12 protein-coding genes and 2 tRNA genes are annotated in these 15,079 nt (G+C 60.4%); 12 read left to right on the forward strand and 2 right to left on the reverse strand.

Annotated elements, in window-relative coordinates; all coding sequences use genetic code 11:
* Nucleotides 1–417 precede the first annotated feature (417 nt).
* The 3 genes from EA795_RS13655 to EA795_RS13665 all read left to right on the forward strand — a co-directional run bounded on the left by EA795_RS13655 (nucleotide 418) and on the right by EA795_RS13665 (nucleotide 3,767).
* On the forward strand, nucleotides 418–927 hold the full coding sequence (locus EA795_RS13655) for a CvpA family protein (protein WP_122077878.1): 510 nt from the start codon (nucleotides 418–420) through the stop codon (nucleotides 925–927).
* A gap of 72 nt (nucleotides 928–999) precedes the next feature.
* The gene (gene purF, locus EA795_RS13660) at nucleotides 1,000–2,505 is read left to right on the forward strand and encodes an amidophosphoribosyltransferase (RefSeq protein ID WP_122077880.1); all 1,506 of its coding nucleotides are present in this window, start codon (nucleotides 1,000–1,002) and stop codon (nucleotides 2,503–2,505) included.
* Nucleotides 2,506–2,555: 50 nt separating this feature from the next.
* Nucleotides 2,556–3,767: an O-succinylhomoserine sulfhydrylase gene (locus EA795_RS13665; protein WP_122077882.1), complete on the forward strand. Its 1,212-nt coding sequence runs from the start codon at nucleotides 2,556–2,558 to the stop codon at nucleotides 3,765–3,767.
* A 507-nt stretch (nucleotides 3,768–4,274) separates the two neighbouring features.
* Here EA795_RS13665 and gspD read toward each other — a convergent pair.
* Nucleotides 4,275–6,521 (reverse strand): type II secretion system secretin GspD, encoded by a 2,247-nt coding sequence (gene gspD, locus EA795_RS13670; RefSeq protein ID WP_122077884.1) that lies wholly within the window; start codon nucleotides 6,519–6,521, stop codon nucleotides 4,275–4,277.
* Between the two features lie 23 nt (nucleotides 6,522–6,544).
* Nucleotides 6,545–7,165: a type II secretion system protein N gene (locus tag EA795_RS13675; RefSeq protein WP_147456303.1), complete on the reverse strand. Its 621-nt coding sequence runs from the start codon at nucleotides 7,163–7,165 to the stop codon at nucleotides 6,545–6,547.
* A gap of 2 nt (nucleotides 7,166–7,167) precedes the next feature.
* Between EA795_RS13675 and EA795_RS20925 the strand changes: the two genes are divergently transcribed.
* The 9 genes from EA795_RS20925 (at nucleotide 7,168) to EA795_RS13715 (ending at nucleotide 15,070) form a co-directional block, all read left to right on the forward strand.
* Complete coding sequence (locus EA795_RS20925; protein ID WP_147456304.1) at nucleotides 7,168–7,434, forward strand: hypothetical protein; 267 nt, start codon at nucleotides 7,168–7,170, stop codon at nucleotides 7,432–7,434.
* Nucleotides 7,435–7,457: 23 nt separating this feature from the next.
* Nucleotides 7,458–7,533 (forward strand) — tRNA-Val (locus tag EA795_RS13680).
* A gap of 36 nt (nucleotides 7,534–7,569) precedes the next feature.
* Nucleotides 7,570–7,646, forward strand: a tRNA-Asp gene (locus EA795_RS13685).
* A gap of 325 nt (nucleotides 7,647–7,971) precedes the next feature.
* Nucleotides 7,972–8,742, forward strand: coding sequence for a glucose-1-phosphate cytidylyltransferase (rfbF, locus tag EA795_RS13690; RefSeq protein ID WP_122077888.1), 771 nt, complete (start codon nucleotides 7,972–7,974; stop codon nucleotides 8,740–8,742).
* On the forward strand, nucleotides 8,733–9,797 hold the full coding sequence (rfbG, locus tag EA795_RS13695) for a CDP-glucose 4,6-dehydratase (protein ID WP_122077890.1): 1,065 nt from the start codon (nucleotides 8,733–8,735) through the stop codon (nucleotides 9,795–9,797). Before rfbF ends, rfbG begins: the two co-directional genes overlap by 10 nt.
* On the forward strand, nucleotides 9,794–11,116 hold the full coding sequence (rfbH, locus tag EA795_RS13700) for a lipopolysaccharide biosynthesis protein RfbH (protein WP_122077892.1): 1,323 nt from the start codon (nucleotides 9,794–9,796) through the stop codon (nucleotides 11,114–11,116). Before rfbG ends, rfbH begins: the two co-directional genes overlap by 4 nt.
* The gene (locus EA795_RS13705) at nucleotides 11,116–11,811 is read left to right on the forward strand and encodes a sugar phosphate nucleotidyltransferase (protein ID WP_122077893.1); all 696 of its coding nucleotides are present in this window, start codon (nucleotides 11,116–11,118) and stop codon (nucleotides 11,809–11,811) included. Before rfbH ends, EA795_RS13705 begins: the two co-directional genes overlap by 1 nt.
* Nucleotides 11,808–13,172, forward strand: a complete 1,365-nt coding sequence (locus EA795_RS13710) for a GHMP family kinase ATP-binding protein (protein WP_122077895.1) — start codon at nucleotides 11,808–11,810, stop codon at nucleotides 13,170–13,172. Before EA795_RS13705 ends, EA795_RS13710 begins: the two co-directional genes overlap by 4 nt.
* Entirely contained in the window at nucleotides 13,169–15,070 is a 1,902-nt protein-coding gene (locus tag EA795_RS13715; RefSeq protein WP_122077897.1) for an N-acetylneuraminate synthase family protein, read from the forward strand. The genes EA795_RS13710 and EA795_RS13715 overlap by 4 nt, the downstream gene beginning before the upstream one ends.
* Nucleotides 15,071–15,079 lie beyond the last annotated feature (9 nt).

The following is a 15,079-nucleotide window of genomic DNA, read 5'->3' on the forward strand; positions in this document are numbered from 1 at the left end:
CGACAGTCTGCACAGGGCTGCCTTTGCAGGAGGCGCGCCCTCGCGGCGAACGCGTGAATGATCGCGCCCATGCTCCTGCGTGGGCACGCAGCTTGCGATCCTCCGCGTCGCAGAGCGCAGAGCGCTCTGGTTCGGGTTCCCACGCAGGCGCATGGGACAGTCTGCACAAGGCTGCTTTTGTAGGAGCCCTTGCGGCGAACGCGTGAATGATCGAGCCCATGCTCCCGCGTGGGCGCGCCGCTTGCGGTGCTCCGCGTCGCTGGGCGCACAGCGCCCTGGCTGGGGTTCCCACGCGGAGCATGGGAACCATCAGAATTACAAGCGGCCAAACCAACCGATCCGCAATCCTTCATCCGACTTACTCCCGCCCCAGCCCTCTGCTAAACTTCTCCGCCTTTCTCCTTCGCAGGAACCCCCGTGACTTTCACCTGGGTCGATTGGGCCATCGTCGCCGTCATTGTCATTTCCAGCCTGATCAGTTTGAAGCGAGGTTTTGTCAAGGAAGCGCTGTCGCTGCTCACCTGGATCATCGCCGGTGTGGTGGCGTGGATGTTTGGCGGGGCGCTCTCGCACCACCTCGCCGAGTTCATCAGCACGCCGTCGGCACAGGTCATCGCCGCGTGTGCCATCTTGTTCGTGGCGACATTGCTGGTCGGTGCGTTGGTCAACTTTCTGATTGGCGAGTTGGTGCGTGTTACCGGGCTTTCCGGGACCGACCGTTTTCTCGGCATGGTATTCGGCGCGGCGCGCGGGGGATTGCTGATCGTCGTGCTGGTCGGCTTGCTGAGCCTGGCACCGGTACAGGAAGACCTCTGGTGGCGTGAATCGGCGTTGGTGCCGCATTTCCTGCTGGTGGCCGACTGGTCGAAGAACCTCATTCTGAGTTTTGGAAGCCAATGGGTCGCCGGCTCGCTCGAGGCGCCCTGATCTATTACTGCGGACGTGCCGCCGACTCGCCGGTCGCGTCCAGATTCGCCTGTATAACTGAGAGGTTCTTGCATGTGTGGCATTGTCGGCATCGTCGGTAAGTCGAACGTCAATCAGGCGCTGTATGACGCGCTTACGGTTCTGCAGCACCGTGGGCAGGACGCCGCCGGGATCGTCACCAGCCATGGCGGCAAGCTGTTTCTGCGCAAGGACAACGGTCTGGTACGCGACGTGTTTCAGCAACGTCACATGCAGCGACTGGTCGGCAATATGGGAATAGGCCATGTGCGCTATCCGACGGCAGGCAGTTCCAGCTCGGCGGAAGCCCAGCCTTTCTACGTCAACTCGCCCTATGGCATCACGCTTGCGCACAACGGCAACCTGACCAACGTCGATCAGTTGACCAAGGAAATCTACGAGTCCGACCTGCGGCATGTGAACACCAACTCCGACTCGGAAGTACTGCTCAACGTGTTCGCCCATGAACTGGCGGTGCGCGGCAAGCTGCAGCCCACCGAGGAGGATGTCTTCGCTGCGGTCACCAAGGTGCACGACCGTTGCGTCGGCGGTTACGCCGTGGTGGCCATGGTGACCGGTTACGGCATCGTCGGTTTCCGTGACCCCAATGCGATTCGTCCCATCGTGTTCGGCCAGCGCCACACCGATGAAGGCGTCGAATACATGATCGCTTCGGAGAGCGTGTCGCTGGACGTGCTCGGCTTCACCCTGATTCGCGATCTGGCGCCGGGCGAGGCGGTGTACATCACGGCGGACGGCAAGCTGTTCACCCGCCAGTGCGCGAACGAGCCGCGCTACGCGCCCTGCATCTTCGAGCACGTCTACCTGGCGCGTTCCGACTCCATCATGGATGGCGTCTCGGTGTACAAGGCACGCCTGCGCATGGGCGAGAAGCTGGCCGACAAGATCCTGCGCGAACGCCCCGAGCACGATATCGACGTGGTGATCCCGATTCCCGATACCAGCCGCACCGCGGCGCTGGAGCTGGCGAATCGTCTGGGCGTCAAGTTCCGCGAAGGTTTCGTGAAGAACCGCTACATCGGTCGCACCTTCATCATGCCGGGGCAGGCGGCGCGCAAGAAGTCGGTCCGTCAGAAGCTCAATGCCATCGATCTGGAGTTTCGCGGCAAGAACGTGATGCTGGTGGACGACTCCATCGTGCGCGGCACCACCTGCAAGCAGATCATCCAGATGGCCCGCGAAGCCGGCGCGAAGAATGTGTACTTCTGCTCGGCGGCGCCGGCGGTGCGCTATCCCAACGTCTATGGCATCGACATGCCCAGCGCCCACGAACTGATTGCTCACAACCGCAGCACCGAGGAAGTCGCCGAACTGATCGGCGCGGACTGGCTGGTCTACCAGGATCTGCCCGACCTGATCGATGCGGTGGGTGGCGGCAAGATCAAGATCGAGAACTTCGATTGCGCCGTCTTCGATGGCAAATACGTTACCGGCGACATCGACGCGGCCTACCTGCACAAGATCGAGCAGGCGCGTAACGACCAGAGCAAGGCCCATAGCAACCTGGGTAGCGCCATCATCGATCTTCACAACAACTAATCGGCATCGAGGCGGGGGCAGCGCTGTCGCCTCGATCAAGGTGAACGAGCATGACTACTGAATGGGATGCCGGGCGGCTGGACAGTGATCTGCAAGGCGCCGGGCTCGATACCCTGGCGGTGCGCGCCGGGCAGCACCGCACACCCGAATGCGAGCATGGCGAGGCGCTGTTTCTGACCTCGAGCTACGTCTATCGCAGCGCCGCCGAAGCGGCTGCGCGTTTTTCCGGCGAGGTGCCGGGCAATGTCTATTCGCGCTACACCAACCCCACGGTACGCGCCTTCGAAGAGCGTATCGCCGCGATGGAAGGGGCCGAGCAGGCCGTCGCGACGGCTTCCGGCATGGCGGCGATCCTGGCGACGGTGATGAGCCTGTGCTCGGCGGGCGACCACGTGCTGGTTTCGCGCAGCGTGTTCGGCGCCACTGTGTCGCTGTTCGACAAGTACCTGAAGCGTTTCGGGGTCGAGGTCGACTATGTCCCACTCACCGAACCCGCTGCCTGGCAGGCGGCCTTCAAGGCCAATACCCGGCTGGTATTCGTCGAGTCACCCTCCAACCCCCTGGCCGAGCTGGTGGACATCGCCGAACTGGCGCAGCTGTGCAAGGCCAAGGGGGCGCTGCTGGTAGTGGATAACTGCTTCTGCACGCCCGTGCTGCAGCAACCTCTGGCGCTGGGTGCGGATATCGTGATCCATTCGGCAACCAAGTTCATCGACGGGCAGGGAAGGTGTCTGGGTGGCGTGGTTGCTGGTCGTGCCGAGCAGATGAAGGAAGTGGTGGGCTTCCTGCGCACCTGTGGCCCGACGCTGAGCCCCTTCAATGCCTGGCTCTTTCTCAAGGGGCTGGAAACGCTGCGCCTGCGTATGCAGGCCCATTGCGCGAGCGCGCAGGCGCTGGCCGAATGGCTGGAGCAGCAGCCGGGTGTCGAGCGGGTGTATTACACCGGGCTTGCCAGCCATCCCCAACATGAACTGGCCAAGCGTCAGCAGAAGGGCTTTGGTGCCGTGCTCAGCTTCGAAGTCAGCGGCGGCAAGGAAGGTGCCTGGCGCTTCATCGATGCGACGCGGTTGATTTCCATCACGGCGAACCTGGGCGACAGCAAGACCACCATCACTCATCCCGCCACGACCACTCATGGCCGGCTGTCACCGGAAGACCGCACCAATGCGGGTATTCGCGATAGCCTGATCCGTGTGGCGGTAGGCCTGGAAGACGTGGCGGATCTGCAAGCCGACCTGGCAAGAGGTTTGGCAGCGCTCTGACGTCTCGGCACGCCTGATGATGGTGCCTGCGCTCCGTAGGCACCACCGCCCGGGGGGCGCTTTGGCGTCCCATCGACGCAGCCCGTCGGGCCGCAGTCGTTCCAATGTGGAGCATTCCATGCTGCGCACCCACGCAGAAGCATGGGCGCGATCAACAGGCGTAGGGTGGATAACGGCGAAGCCTTATCCACCTTGGGCTGAAGCGCCGCAGGATGAGTTTGACCTGTAGGCGCCCACCCGCAATCCAGGCGTAAAGCTTCGCCAGCGAGGGTGTGTAAATGCCTTAGTGGTTTCGGTCGATGGCAAGGCTTCGCTGCGCCTGCTTGGACTTGCAGGCGTTTGTGTCGCGGCTTCCGACAATCGGATCGGTGGAAAACGCTGCGCGGTTTTCCACCCTACGCCTTAATCCAGGCTACAGCCCCATGAAGGTAAGTGCGGAGGCTTTGGTCTTTTGTGGGGAGTGCCGGCCTCGGCACGAAGCTTTTCAGCTTTTAAGCAACGCTGCTGCTATCCACCATTTGCCGGCTGATACTGCACGACAAAGCCGTCCAGCCGCTGTTGCTGCGAGAGCCGGTCGCGCAATCGATTGGCTTCCTGGCGCTCTGCCACCGGGCCGACGAACACCCGGTTGAGTCCTCTCGATACCCGCACATAAGCATCGAAGCCTTTCGAGGTCAGCTGATCGCGCAGGGCTTGCGCGCTTTCAGGGTTTGAAAGGCTGGCGACCTGTACGGACCAGCCCGACCTTGATTGGGCCGGTGCTGCCTGGGGGGCGGCGTCCGGTATCGGTGCGGGTGCTGCTTGGCTTTGAGGTGCATTGTTCGGGCGCAGGTCGATGGCCGGCGCTGGAACACCCTGGCCATCGAACAGGCGCTCGGGCGTGGCGGGGAGAATGCTCGGTCTGCCGGCATTGGTCTCGATCACCCGTATATCGCTGTATTTCTTGCCGGAAAGGGCGGCGATACCAGCACGGTCACGGATTACCGTCGGCCGCAGGAACACCATCAGGTTGCGTTTGACCTGGGTTTCCTGGGTCGAGCGAAACAATGCGCCGAGAAACGGAATATCGCCCAGCAGCGGTACCTTGGAATCGGTGCGGGTGATGTCGTCCTGGATCAGCCCGCCCAGCACTATCACCTGGCCGTCCTCGGCAAGGATGGTGCTCTTGATCGAGCGCTTGTTGGTCACCAGGTCCACTGCCTGCGCCGTCAGGCTGGCGGTCGGCGCGATGGAGGATATCTCCTGTTCGATTTCCAGGCGCAGTGTCGCACCCTCGTTGATATGCGGCACCACACGCAAGGTGACGCCGATGTCCTCGCGCTCGATGGTGGTGAAGGGGTTGGTCGCGCCGGCGGCATCGGTGGTGTAGGCACCGGTCTGGAAGGGTACGTTCTGGCCGACCAGGATTTCCGCTTCCTGGTTGTCCAGTGTCAGCAGGCTCGGGGTTGAGAGCAGGTTGCTCTTGCTGTTGGCCGACAGTGCGGTAATCAGGGCCCCGAAGCTGCGTGTGCCCACGCCAATGATGGCGCCGTCGGGCAAGTTGCTGGGTATTTCATTCTCGTTGATGGCATTGAGCAAGCTACCGACGGAAAGCCCGGTATTGCCGAAGTTGACGCCCCCCGCGCCGCCGGTGCTGCCGCGCGCATCCACCGCCCACTGCACGCCGAGCGCGTCGGTGATGTCGCCGGAGACCTCGACGATGGCTGCTTCCACCATTACCTGCGCTCGGGGGACGTCGAGCTGGCGCACGATGGATTCCAGGGTGCCGATCAGTTCCGGCTCGGCGAGCATGACCAGCGCGTTGAGGCTTTCGTCGGCGCGGATCAGGATGTTCTGTGGGCGGCTGGCCGCTACTTCGCCATCCCCCGGCGTGGCCAGGCCCTCGGAGATATCGCCCAGGGTTTCCGCCAGTGCCTTGGCGTCGTTGTGGCGCAGGCGGATGACGCGCGTGTTGGCCGAGCGTGTACTCGGCGTATCGAGGGTCTGTGCGAGGCTGGCGAGCTTCTGCCGGGCCTGTGTCGGGCCGGTAAAAATCAGCCGGTTGGTGCGCGAGTCGGCGATGATTCGCGTGCCCGCCGTATCGCCGGCTTCGCCGCGCGCCAGAGTGTTGGTCAGCACTTCGGCAATGTCCAGCGCCCAGCCGTATTGCAGGTTGATCACACTGAAGTCGTCACTCTCGGTGCGGTCCAACTGGCGGACCAGATCTTCGATGCGCGCGATGTTGGCGCTGCGATCGCTGATGATCAGCGCGTTTGCCGAACTCACTGCCGCAAGGTGACCGTATTGGGGGATCAATGGCCGAATCAGCGGAATCAGCTCGGTCGCGGAGCTGTGTTGTACCTGGATCACGCGGGTTTCCAGCAGGTCGCCGCCGGTAGGGCCGCCGCCTGCCTCCGATTTCGCCTCGGCGTTGGGCACGATGCGCGCGACGTCGCCTTGCGTCAGCACGCTGAACCCATGAGTCGCCATCACCGACAGGAACAGCTGGTAAACCTCCGATAGAGAGAGGGTGGCATTGGATACCACGCTCACCTGGCCTTTCACGCGTGGATCGACGATGAAGGTCTGCCCGGTGAGCTGACTGATCTGGTCAATGAAGGCGCGGATATCGGCATCCCTCAGATTGATCGTCCAGCCTTCCTGGCTATCGGTACCCGGCTCGATGCCTGGCTCGGCAGCCAGTAGCGGCAGCGGTGCCAACAACAGGCAGGCAGCGAATAGAGCAGCGAGCGGGTGGGAGGAAAGTGGCGGCATCGTTCAGTCTTCTTCCGTGGGCGTTATTCGGAGGTCGTTTCATCGACCGGTGCATCGGAAGTTTCCAGTTGCTGACGCAAGGCTTCCATTTGTTGTAGCAGAGCGCTGTCGGGATTTTCAGAACCTTCGGTGGGCGGACTGGGTGCGGGCTCGTTGAGGTTGGAAAGGTCTTCGGGCAGCAATGGCGCGGAGTGTGTGACCGGAAAGTAAAGCGTTTCCAGACTGCCGTTGCGCAAAAGTTCCACCCGATCGGCATAGACCGTCTGCAAGCTGAGGCCGCTGTCGAGCTCATCTCCCGGATGAAAAAGCTCCGGCACACCGCCGGCACGCTGAATGATCGCGATGGAGCGCTCCGGCTCGGCATGCACGAAACTGCCATGCAGGGTCAAATCGACACTGGACAGGCTCGATACAGGGGCCTGTATCGGGGGCGGAGCGCCGAACAGGGTTTCCATGCGCTGTAGATCGGGTGCCACGCCCGCGACGGCCGCGGCATCGTCGCGGGTCTCCACAGGTGTTCGTGTGATGGCCAGCCAGTCGTTGATCTGCATGGCCAGGTAAGCGCCGAATGCCGCGACCACAACCGCGCTGAGGAGCAGGGGTAGCCTTTGCTGGAATCTCTGCAGCATCGCGGACGAGGCCAAGCGTGATACTCCTTGAAGCCCGTTTATTGGTGATGTCTGGCGTGACTGTTATTGGTTTGCTGCCGGACTCTGGCGTTCCGGTGATACGCGGCCGGGGCCGCAACTGGCTGAATGCACATCGCCGAAAGTCCAAACAGTCCTGTGCAACCGACTGTTTTCCGGCGAAAAGGTGCCGCAGCGGCACAAAATCCATCCACCAAGGCAACCTGACCACGGCCAGATGCAAAAAATTCAATGTCGGTGTTGACTTGATGTTGGGCTATGCGTAAATTGCGCGCCTCGCAAGGCGATCGGCTGATTAGCTCAGCTGGGAGAGCACCTGCATCACACGCAGGGGGTCGGCGGTTCGATCCCGTCATCAGCCACCAACTCTTGCGAGATACGGACGAAAGTCCGGCCGACGCGCAGCGGTAGTTCAGTCGGTTAGAATACCGGCCTGTCACGCCGGGGGTCGCGGGTTCGAGTCCCGTCCGCTGCGCCATATCTGCTTCAATCAAGGTCTGCTGAACACCTTGGAAGCCAAACAAGAAAGCGACCTTCGGGTCGCTTTTTTTGTTTCTGCCTTCTACCGGCCTCAGATTTGGGTGCGCTACTACGAGAGCGAAAAAAGTAGTGGCTGAGCTTCGGTTATAGGTCGCTATCCTCAGGACCTATGGGTGTTGGTGTGGCTTTAAGTCCTCCTGCTGTCTTCTCTGGCCGATATTTTGCTTGTAGGTCGACCAGGCTATTGAAAGCCAAATTTACGACGTGCCCGTGGAGGGCGCCTACTCTGCTATTCAATAGGCCCGGTTCTTTGAGGTTGATGAATGAAGGCTGTAATACTGGCTGGCGGCTTAGGGACTCGAATAAGCGAAGAGTCCCATCTCAAACCCAAGCCGATGATCGAAATAGGCGGCAAGCCGATCATCTGGCACATCATGAAGATTTACTCTCACTTCGGCATCAACGACTTCGTGATCTGCCTGGGCTACAAGGGTTATGTCATCAAGGAATACTTCGCCAACTATTTCCTGCACATGTCCGATGTGACGTTCGACATGGCAGAGAACCGCATGCACATCCACAACCGGCATGCTGAGCCATGGCGTGTGACGCTCGTTGACACCGGCGAGAATACGGCGACTGGCGGGCGGCTCAAGCGTGTGCGTGATTATCTAGGCGATGAGACCTTTTGTCTGACGTATGGAGATGGTGTTGCCAATATCGATATTGCCAAGTTGATCGACTTCCATCACAGCCATCGCAAACTGGCGACCGTTACCGCTGTACAGCCACCGGGGCGCTTTGGGGCGCTGGACGTGGAGGGCCAATGTGTGCGCGGGTTTCAGGAAAAGCCATTGGGTGATGGCGGCTGGATCAATGGTGGCTTCTTCGTGCTGGAGCCGGGCGTATTCGACTACATCGGCGGCGATGGCAATATCTGGGAGCAGGAACCCATGCGCCGTCTGGCTGACGATGGACAGATGATGACTCATCTTCATCATGGCTTCTGGCAACCGATGGACACTCTGCGTGATCGTAACCTCTTGGAAGATCATTGGAACAATGGCCAGGCGGAGTGGAAACTGTGGTCCTGAGCCCGGCGTTCTGGTCCGGTCGTCGTGTCTTGTTGACTGGGCACACCGGCTTCAAGGGCGGCTGGCTGGCACTCTGGTTGCGCGACTTGGGTGCCAATGTTCTGGGTTACGCGCTTCCGGCGTCGAGCGAGCCATCGCTGTGGGAGGAGGCACGCCTGCACGAAGTGGTGACCGGTGAACTGGCCGACATGCGTGATGCCCGGCGCCTGGCTACTGTACTCCAGGGCTTCAGCCCGGAGATCGTCTTGCACTTGGCGGCGCAGCCGTTGGTACGCGAGTCCTACCGAACGCCGGCGGATACCTATGCAACCAATGTAATGGGCACGGTCAACCTGCTGGAGGCTATACGCCGCTGTGATTCGGTCCGCGCTGTGCTGGTGGTGACCAGTGACAAGTGCTACGAGAATCGTGAGTGGGTTTGGCCCTACCGCGAACAGGACGCTCTTGGCGGCCATGATCCCTATAGCAGCAGCAAGGCCTGTGTGGAGTTGGTCTGCGCTTCTTGGCGTGACTCTTTCCTTCGGGAGGCCGGTGTCACCCTGGCTACTGCCCGTGCGGGCAACGTGGTAGGGGGCGGTGATTGGTCCATGGACCGCCTGCTGCCCGACATCCTGCGGGCCTGGCAGGCCGGTGAGACCCTGATCCTGCGTTATCCACATGCCGTGCGCCCGTGGCAGCATGTTTTGGAACCGCTGCACGGTTACTTGCATCTGGCCCAGGCTCTGCTGGAGCAGGGAGATGCCTTGGCTTCGGCATGGAACTTTGGCCCGGACGCCAAGAGCGTCGCCTCGGTGGCTCAAATAGTGGAGCGATTGGCCCGGCTATGGCCCGGCGAGGCACGATGGCAGCTGGAGAGTGATGCCCAGCCACATGAGGCCGGGTTGCTCACCTTGGATTCCTCCAAGGCGCGTCAACATCTGGGTTGGCGTCCGTGCTGGAGTCTTGAGGAAACTCTTGAGCGGACTTTTGCCTGGCACCATGCGTGGTGCGCCGGCGAAAACATGCAAGCATTCAGCCGCGCACAAATCGCGGCATATCAAGGCGATACTCCATGACAGACCAGACGGCGCAGCAGTTGCGCCAGCAAATTTCCGAACTGGTGGGGCGCTATGCCGATTTGCACATGGCGCCTGGGCCTTTCGTTCCTGGCCAAAGCAATGTTCCCCCATCCGGTAAGGTGATCGGCAGCGGCGAATTGAAAGCCATGACCGATGCCGTACTGGACGGTTGGTTGACCACCGGGCGTTTCAACGAAGCTTTTGAAAAGCGCATGGCCCGCTATCTAGGCCGACGTTACGTGCTCACTACCAATTCGGGCTCTTCCGCCAACCTGCTGGCATTTTCCGCGCTGACCTCCCCGCGCCTGGGCGAGCGGGCGATCCGCAAGGGCGACGAGGTGATCGGCGTGGCCGCAGGTTTTCCGACCACGGTCAATCCGATCCTGCAGTTTGGTGCCGTCCCGGTGTTCGTCGATGTCGAACTGGGTACTTATAACATTGACCCAGCCTTGGTGGAGGCGGCCATCAGCCCGAAAACCAAGGCCATCATGCTTGCCCATACACTGGGCAATCCCTTCAACCTCGAGGTCATTCGCGACCTCTGCGACCGCCATGGCTTGTGGCTGATCGAGGATTGCTGTGATGCGCTGGGCTCGCTCTACGAAGGTCGACAGGTCGGTGGTTTCGGTGATATCGGCACCCTGAGTTTTTACCCTGCGCACCACATCACCATGGGCGAAGGCGGGGCGGTATTCACCGACAGCCCATTGCTCAAGCGCATCATTGAATCCTTCCGCGACTGGGGGCGTGACTGCTACTGCGCACCAGGCGAAGACAACACCTGCGGCAAACGCTTCTGCTGGCAGCTGGGCGACCTGCCGGAAGGCTATGATCACAAGTACACCTACTCGCATCTGGGCTACAACCTGAAGATCACCGACATGCAAGCCGCCTGCGCCCTGGCGCAGATGGACCGTCTGGATGACTTCATCGCGGCGCGCAAACGCAATTTCGACTGGCTCAGCGAGCGTCTGGCCGGCAGCACTGATCAACTGATCCTGCCGCAGGCCACACCGGGTAGCGATCCGTCCTGGTTCGGCTTCCCGATCACTCTGCGCGACGGGTGCGGTGTCGAGCGTGTCGAGCTGCTGCGCTATCTGGACGAGCAACAGGTTGGCACGCGCCTGTTGTTCGCCGGAAACCTGACCCGCCAGCCGTACATGCAGGGCCAGCAGTATCGGATATCCGGTGAGCTGAAGATCACTGACAAGGTGATGCGCGATACCTTCTGGATAGGCCTGTGGCCGGGCTTGGGCGAAGCTCATCTGGAGCATGCTGCGCATAGCCTGGAAACCTATATGCAGAGGTTGCGCTGATGCGTGCCTACGTGCTCTGTGGTGGCTTCGGCACGCGCCTGCGCAGTGTGACCGGGGACTCGCAGAAAGCTCTGGTACCAATACACGGAGAGCCTTTTCTGGTCCATGTGCTGCGGCAGTTGGTCGTAGCCGGTATTACGGAGGCGGTGCTCTGCGCACATTACCGTGCTGACCAAGTGGCAAACCAACTGGAAGATTTGTCGCGGGCTAGCGGTCTGCCCTTGCGCATGGTCGTAGAGCCAGAGCCTCTGGGTACTGGCGGAGCGTTGCTCAATGCCCTTCGTGAATCGCCACCCGAGAATCGCTACCTGGTGCTCAATGCAGATACCTTCCTTGACCCCGAGGCTTACCGGTTGGCGGCCACCGCAGCGGGGGATGTTCTGGTGGCTGTACGTGTGGAAGATCGTGCCCGGTACGGCAGTCTCGAAACGGATACTCAAGGTCGGCTGGTAGCCCTCCGTGAGAAAGGTCAGCACGGACCGGGTTTGGTCAATGCTGGGGTCTATGCCTTCACGCCCATGGCTTTCGCCAATGCTGAGGTGAACGTCTGCTCTATGGAGCAGGACTTGCTACCCGCTCTGGTACTTGGGGAGGGCGTTGCGGTGCTGGAATACACCGATCGCTTCATCGATATCGGTACACCAGAATCCTTCGAGCACTATCTAAACAACTCTTACGGAGGGGCTACACAATGAACCCACTTGTGCAGACCCTCAGCATCGGTGCAAACCGTAGCATCCTCGATGCTGTTAAGTGCATCGAGGCAGGCGCATTACAAATTGCCTTCGTAGTTGCCGAGGATATGCGCCTGCTGGGCGTGGTGACCAATGGAGACGTACGCCGTCATTTGCTGCAGGGCGGCCTGACGGACCAGCCAGTAACCACTTGCATGAACCAGGAGTTCCGCTCAGTGCGCTTCGGTGCACCTCGTGAGGATCTGCTGAAGGCTTTCGACTTGGGCCACAATGCTTTGCCAGGCCTGGATACCGAGGGCCGTCTGGTGGAGGTTTACACCCGGCAGATGGCTGCCAGTGCCGAGGCGCCGGTGCTGGCACGCGCACGGGCTCCTGTGCGCATGAGCTTCGGAGGTGGTGGTTCCGACCTCACGTATTACTTCGTGGATAATCCTGCTGCAGTGCTCAGTTGCACCGTAGGCCTTTATGCCCATGCAACGCTCATTCCACGCACGGACTTGAAGATTCGCATCTTCTCCGAAGACCTAGGCACCGAAGAGCACTACCAAAATCTCAATGAGTTGTTGGCTACTGAGCACAAGAGCCTGTTGGCTACCATCGTATCGGTAATCAAGCCCCGCAACGGAGTGGATATTTACATACGCTCGGACTTCCCGGTCGGTTCAGGGCTAGGCGGGTCTTCGGCGGTGACGACCGCCGTGATCGCTGCTTTCAATGAGCTGCGCCAGGATCGCTGGAGCATTTATGAAGTTGCTGAGCTGGCTTTTCAGGCCGAGCGCCTGTGTTTCGGTATTGCCGGTGGTTGGCAGGATCAATACGCCTCGGCATTTGGCGGCTTCAATCTGATCGAGTTTGAGCAAGGGCGCAATGTGGTTCATCCGATTCGTCTTGAGGATGCCATTCGCAGTGAACTGGAAGAATGCTTGGTGTTATGCAATACCGGTATTTCCCATGACTCAGGTAAGTTACACGTTCAGCAGCGTGAAGAGATGACTTCCCAACAGTCCAAGGCGGCATTGCTCACCGAGAGCGTAGTCTTGTGCCGGCAGATGCATCACCATCTTATCCGCGGTGAATTACAGAAATTCGGTCAGCAACTCCACGAGGTATGGATGCTGAAGAAGCGCTTCTCGCGTGGAGTCAGCGATAACACGCTTGACCGCATCTACGAAACCGCCTGCGAAGCCGGCGCCTTGGGCGGCAAGCTGCTGGGGGCAGGTGGCGGTGGCTTTTTCCTGTTTTACGTGCAGCCTCAGCACCGCCAGGCGCTGACTCGTAGCGTGCAATCACTTGGCTGCACCATCAGTAACTTTCGATTCGAATCCAGTGGCGTTACCTCCTGGCGGACCAAAATTCAATGAGCAGCTATCAACTGAGTATCGATGGTTTCACCATCGGCGCTGAACGCACCTTCATCATTGCTGAAGTGGGCAACAACCATAATGGCTCGCTCGAACTGGCGAAAAAGTTGGTAGACGCGGCCATCGAGGCGGGTGCGGATTGCGTCAAGTTTCAGATACGTAACCGCGAGGCACTGTATCGGCGCAAGGCGGACGGTTCGCGTGCCGAGGATCTGGGCGTCGAATATATCCAGGACCTGCTGGACAAGGTCGAGCTGGCCATTGATGAGCATCGTCAGGTGCGAGATTACTGCGCGCAGAAGGGTATTACTTATCTATGCACACCGTGGGACGAGCCCAGTGTCGATGTGCTCGCTGATTTCAACGTGGGCGCGATTAAGATTGCGTCAGCCGATCTGTGCAATCCCTATTTGATTGCCAAGGCTGCCACGCTGGGCAAGCCGCTAATTCTTTCCTCGGGCATGTCGTTCGAGCACGAAATTATTCGGACAATCGAGCACCTCAAGAGCTTGGAAATTCCCTTCGCACTGCTGCATTGCAACAGTGCTTATCCGGCACCTGAATCGGATATTCAGCTTGGCTACCTGCGTCGTCTGCAAGAGTTGCATGGGCTGATCGGCTACTCAGGGCATGAGCGTGGTATCGCTATCACGCTGGGTGCCGTAGCACTGGGTGCCAAGCTTGTGGAGCGACACATCACTCTCGACCGCGCAATGGAGGGGCCGGACCACCTAGCCAGCCTGGAGCCTCAGGAGTTCCGCCAGTTGGTGGACGGTATTCGCCAACTGGAACTGGCGCTGCCGTGGTATGGCCCCGCTCGTCATGCCAGCCAGGGAGAGCTGCTGAACCGCGAGAACCTCGGCAAAAGCGTGATTGCCGCACGCGACATTCCTCGTGGTACCGCCATGGATGTATCGATGCTGCGTATCGCCAGCCCTGGCCAAGGTCTGCCACCGTATCGCCTACCGGAGTTGCTGGGCAAGCCGGCCCAACGTGACATCGGTCAAGGTGATTTCCTATTCGCGAGTGACCTGAGTGACCAGCAGGCCGATGCACGGCTGGAGTTCCGGATGCCGCTGCGCTGGGGTGTACCAGTGCGCTACCACGACTTTCTGGATTATCACCGCCGTATTACACCGGACCTGTTCGAGTTCCATCTGTCATATCGCGACCTGAGCCTAAAGCCGCAACCCTTCCTGGCGCCGGTCGAATGCTCGCGCCTGGTCATTCATGCCCCCGAGCTGTTTGAAAACAGCGAACTGCTCGATCTGGTCTCGGATGATCCGGCCTATCGCCAGCGCTCCATCGACAACCTGAAACGGGTGGTGGATGCCACGCTGCAGATCGGCGAGTTCTTCCCAAAAGCCGATGCTCGTCTGATTGTCGCCAACATTGGCGGCTTCTCGGCTGACGAGCCGCTTCCCGAGTCCATGCGCCCCGCGCTTTATGAACGCTTCTACGAGGCCTGTGAACATATCGACTTCGCCAGCACTGAGCTGATCCCGCAGAACATGGCGCCGTTCCCTTGGCACTTCGGTGGCCAGCGCCACCAGAACATCTTCATGTTGCCTGACGAGCTGGAAGCCCAGGCCCGCGAGCACAAGCTGCGCTTGTGCCTGGACCTGTCGCACCTGCAGATGACCTGCTTCCACTTCGGTCTCGACTTCCAGCAGGCGCTTGCGCTGTTGCTGCCGCATTCGGCGCATCTGCACGTGGCCGACGCCAAGGGCACCAACGGCGAAGGCGTGCTGATGGGCACCGGTGACGTCGACTGGCCCGCCACTTGGGCCAAGATCAAAGCCCAGCCCCACGTCAGCTTTATTCCTGAAGTGTGGCAAGGCCACAAAGACCATGGCGCGGGCTTTTGGTCCGCCCTTAACTTCCTGCAATCTCTGTAAGGGCGCCTG

The organism is Stutzerimonas nitrititolerans, assembly GCF_003696285.1.
Lineage (GTDB): Bacteria > Pseudomonadota > Gammaproteobacteria > Pseudomonadales > Pseudomonadaceae > Stutzerimonas > Stutzerimonas nitrititolerans.

Excerpts from the sequence above, each read along its gene's own strand:
- rfbH (WP_122077892.1), top strand. The coding sequence starts at position 9,794 with ATGACAGACCAGACGGCGCAGCAGTTGCGCCAGCAAATTTCCGAACTG.
- EA795_RS13705 (WP_122077893.1), top strand. The coding sequence starts at position 11,116 with ATGCGTGCCTACGTGCTCTGTGGTGGCTTCGGCACGCGCCTGCGCAGT.
- rfbF (WP_122077888.1), top strand. The coding sequence starts at position 7,972 with ATGAAGGCTGTAATACTGGCTGGCGGCTTAGGGACTCGAATAAGCGAA.
- EA795_RS13710 (WP_122077895.1), top strand. The coding sequence starts at position 11,808 with ATGAACCCACTTGTGCAGACCCTCAGCATCGGTGCAAACCGTAGCATC.
- EA795_RS13665 (WP_122077882.1), top strand. The coding sequence starts at position 2,556 with ATGACTACTGAATGGGATGCCGGGCGGCTGGACAGTGATCTGCAAGGC.
- purF (WP_122077880.1), top strand. The coding sequence starts at position 1,000 with ATGTGTGGCATTGTCGGCATCGTCGGTAAGTCGAACGTCAATCAGGCG.
- gspD (WP_122077884.1), bottom strand. The coding sequence starts at position 6,521 with ATGCCGCCACTTTCCTCCCACCCGCTCGCTGCTCTATTCGCTGCCTGC.
- EA795_RS13715 (WP_122077897.1), top strand. The coding sequence starts at position 13,169 with ATGAGCAGCTATCAACTGAGTATCGATGGTTTCACCATCGGCGCTGAA.